Raw genomic sequence first — 13,676 nt, 5'->3', positions numbered from 1 at the left:
AGGTGTCCGTTCAGTCGTTGGTGTTGGCGAGGATTTCCTCGAGCGACGTCATACCCTGCTTGACCTTCAGCAGGCCGGAGCCCCGCAGGTCACGCACGCCCTCGGCGCGGGCTTGTTCGGCGATGTCGATCGAGTTGCCGTTGGTCATGATGATGCGCGCCATTTCGTCGGAAATCGGCATCACCTGATAGATGCCGACGCGCCCCTTGTAGCCGGAGCCGCCGCATTTTTCGCATCCGACCGGGCCATACGGTTGCCAGCTGCCGTCAATCTCTTCGGCAGAGAAGCCTGCCTGGAGCAGCGCTTCCACCGGGATGTCCATCGGCTTCTTGCATGAGCACAGGCGGCGGGCGAGGCGCTGGGCGGTGATCATGATCACCGACGACGCGATGTTGAACGGTGCGACGCCCATGTTGCGCAGACGCTCCAGCGTCGTCGGGGCGTCATTGGTATGCAATGTCGACAGCATCAGGTGGCCGGTTTGGGCGGCCTTGATGGAAATTTCGGCGGTTTCCAGGTCGCGGATCTCGCCCACCATGATGATGTCCGGATCCTGGCGCAGGAACGCGCGCAGGGCACCGGCAAAGGTCAATCCGGCCTTCTCGTTGATGTTGACCTGGTTAATGCCGGCAAGGTTGATTTCGGCGGGGTCTTCTGCGGTCGAGATATTGGTGCCGGCCGTGTTCAGGATATTCAGACAGGTGTACAGCGACACCGTCTTGCCTGAGCCGGTAGGGCCGGTGACGAGAATCATGCCGTAGGGGCGCTGAATGGCTTCCATTAGCGCTGCCTTCTGGTCCGGCTCGTAGCCTAGGGCTTCGATGCCGAGCATCGCCGACGACGAGTCAAGGATACGCATGACGATTTTCTCGCCATGAATTGTCGGCAACGACGAGACGCGGAAATCGATGGACTTGTTCTTCGACAGCACAAGCTTCATGCGGCCGTCCTGCGGGACACGCTTCTCTGAGATGTCGAGCCGGGAAATGACCTTGATGCGTGCGGCGATCTTGTCTTTCAGTACCAGTGGAGGCTGCGCGACTTCGCGCAGCATGCCGTCGGTACGCACCCGGATGCGGTACGTTTTTTCGTAGGGTTCGAAGTGGATGTCCGACGCGCCTTCGTTGATGGCGTCGATCAGGATCTTCTGGATATAGCGGACGACCGGAGCGTCATCGATTTCCTGATTGGCGTCGTCGCCTTCGAGTTCTGCAGGGGCTCCGACGCCTTCGAGCAGGTCTACATCAAGGCCGTCGCCAGTCAGGTCGCGCAGGGTCTGTTCGGTGGACTCGGCCAGCTTCTCTACGACTTTGGCCAGCTTTGCCGCCTCGGTGACCACCAGGTCGACCTGCATGCCACTCTGGAAGCGGATCTCGTCCAGGGCGCGCATGTTTGATGGATCTGCGGTGGCAATGATCAGGCGGTTCTGACGCTTGGCCAGCGGAATGACCTGGTGCTTGGCCAGCAGCTTGCGGTCGACCCCTTCACGCTGGATCGACGTGGTGTCGAGCGCAGAGATATCCAGCAGTGGGTAACCAAAGGTTTCGGCAGCGAAGCGGGCGGTGTCGAGGCCGCTTAAAAGGCCGCGCTTGTCGAGTTCGAGGATGAATCCGTTGGGCGCGCCTTTCCCGGCTTCCGCACAGGAAACTGCGTCTGTCTCGGAGACCCGTCCCTGCTGGATCAGTGCTCGTGCGAGACCACTGAGAGGAGTCTGGGGATTCGCTGCCATGGGTGCTCGATTCATGCTGACGTCCGATCTTGCCCGCCGTCATTGGTGTTGTAAAGCCTGCTCCTGCTATTCCATCCGAATGTGTGGCGTCCTAGCCATCACCGTCCGCCTCGCTCGGGGGCGTTGGACGGAAAATGCGGGCCATGCGCACCATGCGGTCTTCGGCTTGCACGACCTCGATCGCTACGCCGTTGATGCGCAGCGAGAGGTCAGATTCGGGAATGTCCTGAAGGTGCTCGATGATGAGTCCGTTGAGTGTCTTCGGGCCGTCCAGCGGGAGTTCGATTCCCAGTCTGCGGTTGAGCTCGCGCAAGTTCTGGCTGCCGTCTACGAGCGCGCTTCCGGCGTCGTCCCATTCGATCCGGGCGTGGGTTTCGGGTTGACCGGTGGTGAACTTGCCGATGATTTCTTCAATGATGTCGTCAACCGTCACCAAGCCGAGCAGTTCTCCGTATTCGTCCACAACGAGCGCCATGCGTTGGCGGTTTTCCTGGAAGAACTGCAGCTGTGTGTAGACGTGGGTGTCGGCGGGAATGAAATAGGGCTTTGCCACCAGATCCCGGATTTCGGCTGCATCAAAGCCGGATTCGAGTGCGCGCGAGGCAACGCGGCGCATGTGCAGAACGCCGACAACGCGCTCGTTGTCGCCTTCGAGCACTGGCAGGCGCGTGTGATAACTGGTGGCAATCTGTCCGCGCAACACATCGGCTGCTTGTCGCAAGTCGAGGCATTCAATCATCCCGCGTGGCGTCATCACGTCTTCGACTGTGATGTGCTCGAGGTCGAAGAGGTTGATCAGCATGTCGCGGTTCTTCTGCGGGATGTACTGACCGGATTCGAGCACCATCGAGCGCAATTCCTCGACCGACAGCTTGCTGCCGGCTGCCTCGCCTGCCGGTTGGAGTCGCAGCAGCTTGAGCAGCCCGGCGACGAACAGGTTCACGAACCACACAGCCGGGTAGGAGAATTTCAGCAGGAACGTCAGCGGATAGCTCACGACCAACGCCAGTCGGTCGGCATGGTGGGCGCCGATGACCTTTGGCGTTATTTCCGCAAAGACCAGGATGAAGAAGGTCAGCAACAGCGTGCCGGTTGCCAGCGCCCAGCTCTCCTCGCCGAACAAATGAATGGTGATCACGCTGGAGAGCGTTGCTGCCGCGACGTTGACCAGGTTGTTGAACAGCAGGATCACACCCAGCAGGCGGTCTGTCTTATTCAGCAGGTCAATCGCGAGGTTGGCGCCGCGGTGTCCGGCACTGGCAAGTGAGCGCAGGCGGTAGCGGTTCGACGCCATCATGACGGTTTCGGTCATCGAACACATTGCGGACAGGACGAGCAGGAATGCGAGCGCCGAGAACTGCACGCCGATGGGAAAGTTTTGCACGTGGCAGGAGTCGTGGAGAGGTCGCCTGAGTATTCAGGCAGCGCTTGAGGGTGTCAAGTTCGTGGGGCTTCAGGCCGACCGATTGAGCAAGACCTCGATCACGAAGCGGCTCCCCACGTAGGCCAGCACCAGCGCGACGAAACCGGCCAGCGTCCAACGCAGGGCCACCCGGCCGCGCCAGCCGCGCACTCGGCGGCCAATCAGCAGGATGCCGAACAGCCCCCAGGAGATGAAGGCGAACACGGTCTTGTGGTCAAGCCTCACGGCCTGGCCGAACAGCGACTCAGAGAACAGCACGCCTGAACCGAGAGTCAGCGTAAGCAGGATGAAGGCAATCCCGATCAGCCGGAATAGCAGGGCTTCCATCGTCATTAGCGGCGGCAGGCTTGCAATGCTGCGGCTGATACGTCCGCTGTGCAGCTGTCGCTCGGCCACAGCCATGAGAATGGCGTGGAGCGCGGCCAGCGTGAACAGGCTGTAGGCCAGCATGGCCACGATGAAGTGCGCCCGGAAAGCGGGCGAGTCGGCGTTGGTCAGGATCAGCTGCCCCGGCAGCACCAGCGGCATCAGGCAGGCAACCAGAGCAACAGGCAGCGCTAATGCCTGCAGGCCGTGCAGCGAGGCATAAAAGGTCTCGATCCAGTAGAAGCAGATGGCCAGCCATACCATCATCGACACCGCCGGCCCGAAGCCGAAACGCATGCTGCCATCGGCGAACATCGCGGCGTGAAGGGCCAAGCCATGGACGATGATTGCCAATAGCAGAAGGGCGCGCGCGAGCGGCGTCATCGGACGCTGCGCTGCGCCGCCGTCCGGTGCCTGGCGTAGCCACATCGCGAGGGCACCGTAAAGCGAGGCTGCGAACAGATGAAGTAGAATGATGGCCATTTCGGGCCGAGTTTACTCCATGGCGCAAGCCGCCGGATGACTTTGGCGGCCGCTTGCGCCGTGAGTCTTTCGTTCGCTCCTTTTTTGTCACTTCGTTCGGCCTTCTGCGGAGTTCTGTATTCATGCTGGATAACCTTACCCAACGCCTTTCCCGCGTCGTCAAGACGCTGCGCGGACAGGCCCGTCTGACCGAAGAGAACATCCAGGAGGCGATGCGCGAGGTGCGCATGGCCTTGCTCGAGGCAGATGTGGCCTTGCCGGTCGTGAAGGATTTCATCGCGCGGGTGCGCGAGAAAGCGGTCGGGCAGGAAGTTGTCGGCTCGCTGACGCCGGGGCAGGCGCTGGTCGGTGTCGTGCACGACGAGTTGACGGCGTTGATGGGCGGGGCTCACGTGGGCCTCAACCTGGCAACGCAGCCGCCAGCAGTCGTTCTGATGGCCGGCCTGCAGGGCGCCGGTAAGACCACCACCACCGGCAAGCTCGGCAAGCTGCTTGTCGAGCGCATGAAGAAGAAGGTGCTGGCGGTTTCAGCCGACGTGTATCGCCCGGCGGCTATCGAGCAGCTCAAGACTGTTTCGGCGCAGGCCGGGATCGATTTCTTCCCGTCCTCGGCCGACCAGAAGCCTGTCGATATCGCGCTTGCCGCGCTGGATTACGCGCGTCGCCATTACTACGACGTGGTGCTGCTCGACACGGCCGGTCGTCTCGCCGTCGATGAAGCCATGATGGCCGAGATCCGCGCGCTACACGCTGCCGCAAAGCCGATCGAAACACTGTTCGTCGTTGATGCGATGCTCGGTCAGGACGCCGTGAACACCGCGCGCGCCTTCAACGACGCGCTGCCGCTGACCGGTGTCGTGCTGACCAAACTTGATGGTGACTCGCGCGGCGGTGCAGCGCTGTCTGTGCGTCACGTCACGGGCAAGCCGCTGAAGTTTGCCGGTGTCGGGGAAAAGCTCAGCGGTCTGGAGGAGTTCCATCCGCAGCGTATGGCCAGCCGCATCCTCGGTATGGGCGACATCCTCGGTCTGGTCGAAGACGCGCGCCGTGGCGTAGACGAAGATGAAGCGCGAGCCCTGGCGCAGAAGCTCAAGACCGGCAAGGGTTTTGACCTCGAGGATTTCAAGGCGCAGATCGGTCAGATGCGCAAGATGGGCGGCCTGAGTTCAATGATGGACAAGCTTCCCGCTCAGTTTGCCGCCGCTGCCGGCAAGATGCAGGGTGGGGCGGAAGAGAAGTCGATCGGCCGTATCGAGGGCATCATCAATTCCATGACCCCGCAGGAGCGCGCCAAACCCGAGCTCCTCAAGGCCAGCCGCAAGCGCCGTATTGCGGCGGGTGCCGGGGTGCCGGTGCAGGAGGTTAACCGCCTCCTCAAGCAGTTCGAGCAGACGCAGAAGATGATGAAGCAGTTCTCCAAAGGCGGCATGGCCAAGATGATGCGCAACATGAAAGGCATGCTGCCCGGTATGCGATGAGGCGATTCTGATGGGTGAAGTTTTGACTGCTTTCGGACGCGCTGTGCGCAGCCTGCGAGCCCCCGGCATGGTGTGGCACATGATCTGGCCAGCGCTGGTGGCGTTGGTGCTGTGGATCGTCGGTGCGATCTTCTCGTGGTCGGTGCTCGTTAGCGCTGCGATTGAATGGGTTGAGGGCTGGCCCCTCGCCGGCGAGTGGGTGCAGACTTCCGAGATTGCCGCCGCGACCGCGCTGGTGTTGGTCAAGATTGCGCTGATACTGGCCATGGTGCCCTTGATCTATCTGACGGCAGCGTTTCTGGTTGCGGTGTTTGCGTTGCCGATGATGATCGAGCGAGTGTCGCGTGACGAGTATGCGGGACTTGAATCGCGCCACGGGGGCAGCAACCTCGGCAGTCTTGCGAACACCGTGTGGGTGAGTGCGCTGTTTCTGCTTTGGCTGGTGCTGAGTTTGCCGTTGTGGTTGATCCCGGGGGCTGGCCTGTTGGTGTCGATCGGCCTCACTGCGTGGCTCAATGCGCGCTCCTTTGGTTACGACGCGCTGATGCAGCACGCAGATCGAGAAGAACTCAAGACGCTGCCGCGCGCGCGCCGCGAGCGCATGTTGCTGCTCGGCGGGGCTTGCGCGCTGTTGGCGCATGTGCCTTTCGTAAACCTCATCGCGCCGGCCTTCAGTGCGCTGGCTTTCGTGCATTTCATGCTGGGCGCGCTCTCGCGCGAACGTGAGGCAAACGGTGTCGTCGTTCTTGATGCGCCGCCGCCTGCGGCAGGTAGCTGAGGGCGGACATGGGGTTCGGCGCGCTCATCATTGGCGATGAAATCCTGTCCGGCCGACGTGCCGACAAGCATCTCGCCAAGCTCATCGAGTTGCTTGATGCGCGCGGCCTGCAGCTCTCTTGGGCTCGCTATGCGGGCGATGATGCCGGCCGGCTGGTGAGCACGCTGCGCGAGACATTTGCCACTGGAGACGTCGTCTTCAGCTTCGGCGGCATCGGCGCAACGCCCGACGACCGCACGCGGCAGTCCGCTGCTGCCGCGCTGGGCATTGATATCGGCTTGCATCCGCAGGCAGAGGCCGCCATCCGCGAACGTTTCGGTGACCAGATCACGCCCCACCGGCTGCAAATGGGGGTGTTCCCGGTTGGTGCCGAGATCATTCCGAATCCATTCAACAACATCCCCGGATTTTCGATCGCCGGCCACTTCTTCGTGCCGGGCTTTCCGGTCATGGCCTGGCCGATGATCGAATGGGTGCTCGATCACCGCTTCGCCCACCTGCACCATGTGGTGGATTACATCGAGCGGGCCATTTTGGTGCTCGACGCCCACGAGGGCGGGCTGATTGATCTGATGGAGCGCATCACCGCTGCTTATCCGCAGGCAAGCCTGTTCAGCCTGCCGACGGTGGCGCTGGCCGGCGAGCGCCGTTCGGTCGAGCTCGGCATGAAAGGGCCGGCGGCCGATGTGGTGGCAGCCATGCGCGAGATCGAGGCCGAGGTCAGCGCGCGCGGCTTTGAGTGGCAGGCCAAGGCGTGATCGGATTGCTGCGGCGTCTGCGCGCGCGTCTCCCGTTGTCAGAGCGTCGCGTCATCGAGCTGGATGGACGAGTGTTGCCCTACGAACTGCGCCGCTCTGCGCGGCGCACCTTGGGCATGCGTCTGGACGTCTCCGGCCTGCAGGTGTCGGTGCCGCTGTCCGCGTCAGTTGCGGAGACCGAGCGTTTTGTCGCGCAGCATCGCGAATGGCTGTCGAAACGGCTCGCAGAGCGAGAAGAGGCTCGCGTAGCGCAATCGTTCAACGTGGTTGACGGTGCGCGCTTCCCGCTATTTGGTAATGACTGCGTGCTTCGCATAGAGGGCGCTGCTGCTCGCAGCCGCTGGGTGGTGGAGGGCATAAGCGAGGTGTTGCACGTCGGGACGCGTGATCCGGCAGGCGCCGTGGTCCGCGCCGTGCGCAAACGGGCCTTGCCGCACTACACATCGCTGGTCGCGGAACACTGTCGTCGGCTGGGGGTCGCAGTACCTTCGGTGCGCCTGACTTCTGCGCGCACCCGTTGGGGAAGCTGCAGCGCCCGTAGCGGCATCCGCCTGCACTGGCGGCTGCTGCATCTACCGCATGAGCTGATCGACTACGTGGTGGCGCACGAAGTGGCGCATCTCTTGGAAATGAACCATTCGCCGCGGTTCTGGAGCGTGGTGGAAACACTGCATCCGGACTGGCGGGCATCGCGCCGCCAACTGCATGCGCTGGCCCGCACGCTGCCGATCATTCAACCCGGCTCGGGGGCTGCCCCGCAGGCCGAAGACTGACAGGAGCATCATTCATGCGACTTCTTCACACCATGTTGCGCGTCGGCGATCTGGATCGTTCCGTCGGCTTCTACACCAATGTGCTCGGCATGAAGTTGCTGCGTACTTCCGAGAACCCCGAGTACAAGTATTCGCTGGCCTTCGTCGGTTTCGGTGAGGGCAATCCGGAGCAGGCTGAAATCGAGCTGACCTACAACTGGGGTCAGAGCGAGTACGACCTGGGGACGGCCTATGGCCATATCGCGCTCGGCGTGGATGACATCCAAGCCACCTGTGAGCGCATTCGCACGGCCGGCGGCAACATCACGCGTGAGCCTGGCCCGGTGAAGGGCGGCACCACGGTGATTGCCTTCATCACCGATCCTGACGGCTACAAGATCGAGCTGATCGAGCGCAAGGACGACCGGCAGAGCGGGAAAGGGCTGCGCTGAGCGTTGGCTCAGGCGCTGGGGCGCGCGTTGGCTTCGGATGTTTGCTGTGTGGCGCTGGTGGCGGGTGTGGCGTTACGCCCCTCGGCCTTGCCCCATTTGATCCAGTGCAACGTTGCCATGCGGCAGTTGCCTTCATACGCGCTGGCGACGTCGGGGTAGCGTTCCAGATAAGTTTTGACGTCGAAGTCCGGCGCGCTCTGCCGGCATTCGTCCTGGTGCGTCAGCCAGTACTGCTCGATCAGCGCGGGATCTCCGCGCATCGCATCGAGCACATCCGGATTGCGGGCAACGAAAAACTCGGGGTCGAACACGCCGGACGTGAGCAGTTGCTGCTCGTCGAGCCCGTGGCGTGCCTCGACGTCCATCGCCAGTTGCGGAAACTGTTCGACGAACAGTTTGGGCTTGTTCATTGCCAGCCAGACCAGTTCTGCCCGCGCGATACGATTGGTCAGTGGCTTGCCCCACATGTCGGGCTTTTCGTCGATCAGGGTGTGATGGATGGTGACGGCGCCGACCAGCGCGGGCAGCAGCAGGATTCCGATCAGAAAGTTCTTCATGCAGGCATCAACCCCGGTTTGTGGATTGCGGCGATTGTAAGTGCGTCGGGCGGCGCAGTGCGGCCGAGTGGGGCAGAAATTCCGGGGGATGGTGGGCCGTGCAGGACTTGAACCTGCGACCAAGCGATTATGAGTCGCCTGCTCTGACCAACTGAGCTAACGGCCCCGGGTGAAAAAACGCCGCCCGGTCGGGCGGCGTCTGGATCAGCTGTCGCTGTCGAGGAAGCTACGCAGCCGCTCGGAACGGCTCGGATGACGCAGCTTGCGCAGGGCCTTGGCTTCGATCTGGCGGATGCGCTCGCGCGTGACGTCGAATTGCTTGCCAACCTCTTCCAGTGTGTGGTCGGTATTCATTTCGATGCCGAAGCGCATGCGCAGCACCTTGGCTTCGCGCACGGTGAGCGAGTCCAGGATGTCGGCCGTTGCTTCGCGCAGGCTCGACACCATGGCCGCGTCGGCCGGGGCCAGCGTGGCGGTGTCCTCGATGAAGTCGCCCAGATGCGAATCGTCGTCGTCACCGATCGGCGTTTCCATCGAGATCGGCTCCTTGGAGATCTTCATGATCTTGCGGATCTTCTCCTCGGGCATCTCCATCTTCTCGGCCAGCGTTGCCGGATCGGGCTCAAGGCCGGTTTCCTGCAGGATCTGGCGGCTGATGCGATTCATCTTGTTGATGGTCTCGATCATGTGCACCGGGATACGGATGGTCCGCGCCTGGTCGGCGATCGAGCGCGTGATGGCCTGACGGATCCACCACGTCGCATAGGTCGAGAATTTGTAGCCACGGCGGTATTCGAACTTGTCCACCGCCTTCATCAGGCCGATGTTGCCTTCCTGGATCAGGTCGAGGAACTGCAGGCCGCGGTTGGTGTATTTCTTGGCGATGGAGATCACCAGACGCAGGTTGGCCTCGGTCATTTCACGCTTGGCGCGACGCATCTTGGCTTCACCGGTAGACATCTGGCGGTTGATGTCCTTGATGTCCTTCAGCGTGATGCCGGTGTTGTCCTGCATGTCGATGAGCTTTTGCTGCTCTTCGAGCACGGCCGGGTGTACGCGCATGAGGCCGTCGGCATAAGCCTTGGCAATGCCGATCTCGCCCTTCAGCCAGTCCAGGTCGGTTTCGTGGCCGGGGAAGGACTTGATGAAGTGCTGGCGCGGCATGCCGGCACGATCGACGCACAGGCGCAGGATCTGACGTTCGTGCGTACGCACCTGGTCGACCATGCGACGCACCGAGTCGCACAGGCGCTCAATGGTCTTGGCTGTGAAGCGAATGGTCAGCAGGACGTCCGAAATCTGCTGCTGCAGTTCTTCGTACTCTTTGGTCTTGCCCTTGCCGGCAGCCAGGATCTTCTGCTGGCGCTCGTGAATTCCGCGAATGACCTCGAAGCGGACCAGCGAGTCGAGTTTGAGCTTGAGCAGATTTGCCGCATTGACGCTGGCTTCCTTCTCGGCGGCGGTTTCCTCGTCGTCCTCTTCGTCGGAGTCGCTGTCGTCGGAGTCGTTGTCGTCCGAGTCGTCGCTGTCGCTGTCGTCGGAGTCGTCGAGATCGCTGTCTTCCTCTTCGTCTGCGGAAGACTCGTCTTCGCCGGAGTGCGGTTCGATCAGCCCGTCGATGAGCTCTTCGATGCGCATCTCTTCCTTCTCGATGCGCGTGGCGGCGTCGAGCATTTCGACGATCGTGCTGGGGCTGGCGGAGATCGCCAGCACCATGTGCTTGAGGCCTTCCTCGATGCGCTTGGCGATTTCGATTTCGCCTTCACGCGTGAGCAGCTCGACCGTGCCCATCTCGCGCATGTACATGCGCACGGGATCGGTCGTGCGGCCGAACTCGGAGTCCACCGAGGACAGCGCCTGCTCGGCTTCTTCTTCAGCAGTGTCTTCGTCGACCGAGGTCGGCACGTTGTCGGACATCAGCAGGTCTTCGGCGGCCGGAGCCTCGTCGAACACCTGGATACCCATGTTGTTGAACGTGCCGATGATGCCTTCGATCTGCTCGGCGTCGGCGACGTCATCAGGAAGATGGTCGCTGATCTCCGCGTAGGTCAGATAGCCGCGCTCCTTGCCCAGGGCAATCAGCGCCTTGAGCTGCGTGCGGCGAACTTCCGGGTCGAGCGCGGCTACGGCCGCTGCATTGCTTTCGACCGTTGCCTCGACTTTCTTCCTGGCTCGGGGGGTGCGTCCCTTGGGGCTGTCCTTGCGAGAACCCTTGGAATTTTCGCGGGCCATGGCACTCCTTGAATCGCGGTTGGATGGTTTGAAGGAAACCGTTAATTATAGAACAAAAGTCGTCACTTGCCCGGACTGCGGCTTCGGTGTTTCTCTGCGATCAGTTCGGCGAGGCGTCTTCGCTCGCTTGCGTCGAGCTTGTGCTCCCGCTCGCGGGCCGTGAGCGAGAGAATTTCGTGCTCGATATTGCGGGTGGCCAGGCTGTCGAGGGTGTCCTCGAACATCTTCTCGATCACCGTTTCATCGTAGTCCGCGCCGACCAGTTCCGCGGCGCTCGCGGCCAGTACTTCGTAGTGCGGCATGTCGCGGAAATGTTCGACAACCTGGGCCAGGCCTCCACCGGTTTCCAGTTCGCCGATGCTCACCGCGTCGCACAGGGCGGCCAGAGCCTGCCCTTGCGGTTCGTCATGAGGCACCAGGTCCACCGGAATGCGGGCAATCCAGGCCGGGTGTTGCAGCACCAGCCGCAGCAGCGTCGCTGCCGGGGTGGTGGGTGCCCGCCGATTTCCGCGCGACGGGCGGGGATTGCGCGAGGGGCGCCGGTCCTGCCCGCTCCGTCCTGAACTGCTTCGCGCGGCCGGAATGCCCCAAGCCTGTTCGACTTCGTTCTGGTTCAGCCCTCCAGCCTCTGCTACGGCCTTAATCAGCTGCAACTTGAGGAGCGGGGCGGCGACTCGATTCACCAGCGGACCTGCCTCATGCACCAGGCGGGCTCGACCCTCTGCGGTTTCGAGGTCGCAGTCCGCAGTTAGTTCGTTCATCAGGAACGTCGCCAGCGGCATGGCGTTGCGGGCGGCGGTGCGCAGCGCATCCGGGCCGTGAGCGCGCACGAAAGAATCGGGGTCGTGCTCTTCGGGCAGGAACAGGAATGCCAGAGTCGCGTCGTCGCGCAAGGTCTCAAGCGAATTCTCCAGCGCGCGCCACGCTGCCTTGCGGCCGGCCTTGTCACCATCAAAACAGAACACGAGGCGATCTGCGTATCGCAGCAGCGACTGGATGTGATGCGGCGTGGTGGCCGTGCCGAGCGTGGCCACGGCGTTGCAGATGCCGAATTGCGCCAGCGCGACGACGTCCATGTAGCCCTCAACGGCCAGTGCGAAGCCGTCGTCGCGAATCGATTGCATGGCCTGGCGGATGCCATAGAGTTCGCGGCCTTTCTCGAAGAGCGGTGTTTCGGGCGAGTTCAGGTACTTCGGTTCGCCCGAATCCAGTACCCGGCCGCCGAATGCAATGACACGTCCGCGTCGATCCTGGATCGGAAACATGATGCGCTCGCGAAAGCGGTCGTAGCGGCGCCCCTGTTCATTGACGATGACCAGTCCGGCGTCAAGCAGCGTCTTGTCCTGGTAGTTCGGGAAGACCGCTTCGAGCGCTTGCCAGCCAGCGGGCGCGAAGCCGATGCCAAAGCGGGCGGCGACTTCGCCGGTCAGGCCGCGGCGCTTGAGATACTCGATTGCCTGCGGGCTGGCCTTGAGCTGGTCGCGGTAGAACTGGGTGGCTTTGTCCATCGCGGCCAGCAAGGCCTCGTGTTCGCCAGTGCGCTGCGGCTGCGTCGGGTCGGCTTGTTCCTGCGGCACTTCCATGCCGACCTGTTGCGCCAGATCGCGCACGGCCTCAACGAATGACAGACCGCTGTACTCCATCAGGAAGCCGATCGCGTTGCCATGAACACCGCAGCCAAAGCAGTGATAGAACTGCTTGCTGGGGCTGATCGAGAACGAGGGCGTCTTTTCGCCGTGGAAAGGGCAGCAGGCGAAGTAGTTGATGCCGCCTTTCTTGAGCGGAAGATAGCGCTCGATGACGTCGACGATGTCGACCCTGGCGAGCAGATCCTGGATGAAGGATCGCGGAATCATGCTGCGCGCGGGCGCCGGACGGCGTTAGCCGGCCAGTTGCGCGCGCACGCGGCGCGAGACTTCGGACATGTCGGCGCGGCCGGCCAGCTGTGTTTTCAGCAGGGCCATGACCTTGCCCATGTCGGCTGCACCGCTTGCGCCGGTTTCGGCGATCGCAGTCTGGATGGCGGCGCTGAGCTCGCTCTCGTCGAGCGCGGCAGGGAGGTAGGTCGACAGCACTTCGATCTCGAAGCGCTCTGCAGCGGCCAGTTCGGCGCGCGCAGCCTTGTCGTACTGTTCGGCGGCGTCGCGGCGCTGCTTCACCAGCTTTTCGACGACGCCCATCACGGCTGCGTCGTCGAGCTCGATGCGCTCGTCTACCTCGCGCTGCTTGATGGCTGCGAGCAGCAAACGAACAGCCGACAGGCGTGCCGCGTCGCGCGCGCGCATGGCGGCTTTCATGTCATCCTGGACTTGTGTCTTGAGCGACATGCTTGAAACTCCGTTGTCTTGAACGAAAAAAACCACGCCGGCGCGACCTGAGGGCCGCCCCGGCGTGGGTGTCTGTTCGAGAGGAAGCTTCGATCAGTACAGTTTCGGCGGCAGCATCTGGCTGCGCAGGCGCTTGTGATTGCGCTTCACCGCGGCGGCAAGCTTGCGCTTGCGCTCGGCAGTCGGCTTCTCGTAGAACTCGCGCGAACGCAGCTCGGTCAGCAAACCGGTCTTTTCGATGGTGCGCTTGAAGCGGCGAATGGCAACTTCAAACGGCTCGTTTTCCTTGACGCGAATACCCGGCATGAACGGACGTCCTTGTTTGTCTGGTGCAGAAAGGC

General features: G+C 62.5%; 13 protein-coding genes and 1 tRNA gene. 5 read left to right on the top strand and 9 right to left on the bottom strand.

Annotation, left to right across the window (positions count from 1 at the left end; translation table 11 throughout):
• Positions 1–10: 10 nt before the first annotated feature.
• The 3 genes from pilB to AC6H0N_RS12120 form a co-directional block, all read right to left on the bottom strand.
• Positions 11–1,729 carry a type IV-A pilus assembly ATPase PilB gene (gene pilB / locus AC6H0N_RS12130; protein WP_497574368.1) on the bottom strand — a complete coding sequence of 573 codons (1,719 nt, stop codon included), beginning with the start codon at positions 1,727–1,729 and terminating at the stop codon, positions 11–13.
• Between the two features lie 91 nt (positions 1,730–1,820).
• Entirely contained in the window at positions 1,821–3,113 is a 1,293-nt protein-coding gene (locus tag AC6H0N_RS12125) for an HlyC/CorC family transporter (protein WP_497574367.1), read from the bottom strand.
• A 69-nt stretch (positions 3,114–3,182) separates the two neighbouring features.
• Positions 3,183–4,001, bottom strand: coding sequence for a cytochrome C assembly family protein (locus AC6H0N_RS12120; protein WP_497574366.1), 819 nt, complete (start codon positions 3,999–4,001; stop codon positions 3,183–3,185).
• A 122-nt stretch (positions 4,002–4,123) separates the two neighbouring features.
• Between AC6H0N_RS12120 and ffh the strand changes: the two genes are divergently transcribed.
• The 5 genes from ffh to gloA are packed head-to-tail and all read left to right on the top strand — an operon-like array spanning position 4,124 to position 8,219.
• Positions 4,124–5,479: a signal recognition particle protein gene (gene ffh / locus AC6H0N_RS12115; protein ID WP_497574365.1), complete on the top strand. Its 1,356-nt coding sequence runs from the start codon at positions 4,124–4,126 to the stop codon at positions 5,477–5,479.
• Positions 5,480–5,489: 10 nt separating this feature from the next.
• Positions 5,490–6,257: an EI24 domain-containing protein gene (locus AC6H0N_RS12110; protein ID WP_497574364.1), complete on the top strand. Its 768-nt coding sequence runs from the start codon at positions 5,490–5,492 to the stop codon at positions 6,255–6,257.
• Positions 6,258–6,265: 8 nt separating this feature from the next.
• A complete protein-coding gene (locus tag AC6H0N_RS12105) occupies positions 6,266–7,015 on the top strand; it encodes a competence/damage-inducible protein A (protein ID WP_497574363.1) in 750 nt (249 codons plus the stop codon).
• Positions 7,012–7,788: a M48 family metallopeptidase gene (locus AC6H0N_RS12100; protein ID WP_497574362.1), complete on the top strand. Its 777-nt coding sequence runs from the start codon at positions 7,012–7,014 to the stop codon at positions 7,786–7,788. Before AC6H0N_RS12105 ends, AC6H0N_RS12100 begins: the two co-directional genes overlap by 4 nt.
• Before the next feature lie 14 nt (positions 7,789–7,802).
• On the top strand, positions 7,803–8,219 hold the full coding sequence (gene gloA, locus AC6H0N_RS12095) for a lactoylglutathione lyase (RefSeq protein WP_497574361.1): 417 nt from the start codon (positions 7,803–7,805) through the stop codon (positions 8,217–8,219).
• 8 nt (positions 8,220–8,227) lie between these two features.
• On the opposite strand, the gene AC6H0N_RS12090 is transcribed toward gloA, so the two are convergent.
• The 6 genes from AC6H0N_RS12090 to rpsU form a co-directional block, all read right to left on the bottom strand.
• Positions 8,228–8,776, bottom strand: coding sequence for a hypothetical protein (locus AC6H0N_RS12090; protein ID WP_497574360.1), 549 nt, complete (start codon positions 8,774–8,776; stop codon positions 8,228–8,230).
• Between the two features lie 89 nt (positions 8,777–8,865).
• Positions 8,866–8,942: transfer RNA gene (locus tag AC6H0N_RS12085), tRNA-Ile, on the bottom strand.
• A 38-nt stretch (positions 8,943–8,980) separates the two neighbouring features.
• Positions 8,981–11,008 (bottom strand): RNA polymerase sigma factor RpoD, encoded by a 2,028-nt coding sequence (rpoD, locus tag AC6H0N_RS12080; RefSeq protein WP_497574359.1) that lies wholly within the window; start codon positions 11,006–11,008, stop codon positions 8,981–8,983.
• Between the two features lie 62 nt (positions 11,009–11,070).
• Entirely contained in the window at positions 11,071–12,864 is a 1,794-nt protein-coding gene (gene dnaG / locus AC6H0N_RS12075; RefSeq protein ID WP_497574358.1) for a DNA primase, read from the bottom strand.
• 24 nt (positions 12,865–12,888) lie between these two features.
• Positions 12,889–13,335 (bottom strand): GatB/YqeY domain-containing protein, encoded by a 447-nt coding sequence (locus AC6H0N_RS12070; protein ID WP_497574357.1) that lies wholly within the window; start codon positions 13,333–13,335, stop codon positions 12,889–12,891.
• A gap of 93 nt (positions 13,336–13,428) precedes the next feature.
• Positions 13,429–13,641, bottom strand: coding sequence for a 30S ribosomal protein S21 (gene rpsU, locus AC6H0N_RS12065; RefSeq protein WP_473216645.1), 213 nt, complete (start codon positions 13,639–13,641; stop codon positions 13,429–13,431).
• Between the last annotated feature and the right edge of the window lie 35 nt (positions 13,642–13,676).

Source organism: Pseudazoarcus sp. NS34 (assembly GCF_059703725.1).
The sequence above is the reverse complement of the archived record's forward strand: the minus strand, read 5'-3'. Positions and strand labels throughout refer to the sequence as shown.

Coding starts and splice junctions, on each gene's coding strand:
- dnaG (WP_497574358.1), bottom strand. CDS start 12,864: ATGATTCCGCGATCCTTCATCCAGGATCTGCTCGCCAGGGTCGACATC.
- AC6H0N_RS12105 (WP_497574363.1), top strand. CDS start 6,266: ATGGGGTTCGGCGCGCTCATCATTGGCGATGAAATCCTGTCCGGCCGA.
- rpsU (WP_473216645.1), bottom strand. CDS start 13,641: ATGCCGGGTATTCGCGTCAAGGAAAACGAGCCGTTTGAAGTTGCCATT.
- rpoD (WP_497574359.1), bottom strand. CDS start 11,008: ATGGCCCGCGAAAATTCCAAGGGTTCTCGCAAGGACAGCCCCAAGGGA.
- pilB (WP_497574368.1), bottom strand. CDS start 1,729: ATGGCAGCGAATCCCCAGACTCCTCTCAGTGGTCTCGCACGAGCACTG.
- ffh (WP_497574365.1), top strand. CDS start 4,124: ATGCTGGATAACCTTACCCAACGCCTTTCCCGCGTCGTCAAGACGCTG.
- AC6H0N_RS12110 (WP_497574364.1), top strand. CDS start 5,490: ATGGGTGAAGTTTTGACTGCTTTCGGACGCGCTGTGCGCAGCCTGCGA.
- gloA (WP_497574361.1), top strand. CDS start 7,803: ATGCGACTTCTTCACACCATGTTGCGCGTCGGCGATCTGGATCGTTCC.
- AC6H0N_RS12090 (WP_497574360.1), bottom strand. CDS start 8,776: ATGAAGAACTTTCTGATCGGAATCCTGCTGCTGCCCGCGCTGGTCGGC.
- AC6H0N_RS12120 (WP_497574366.1), bottom strand. CDS start 4,001: ATGGCCATCATTCTACTTCATCTGTTCGCAGCCTCGCTTTACGGTGCC.
- AC6H0N_RS12070 (WP_497574357.1), bottom strand. CDS start 13,335: ATGTCGCTCAAGACACAAGTCCAGGATGACATGAAAGCCGCCATGCGC.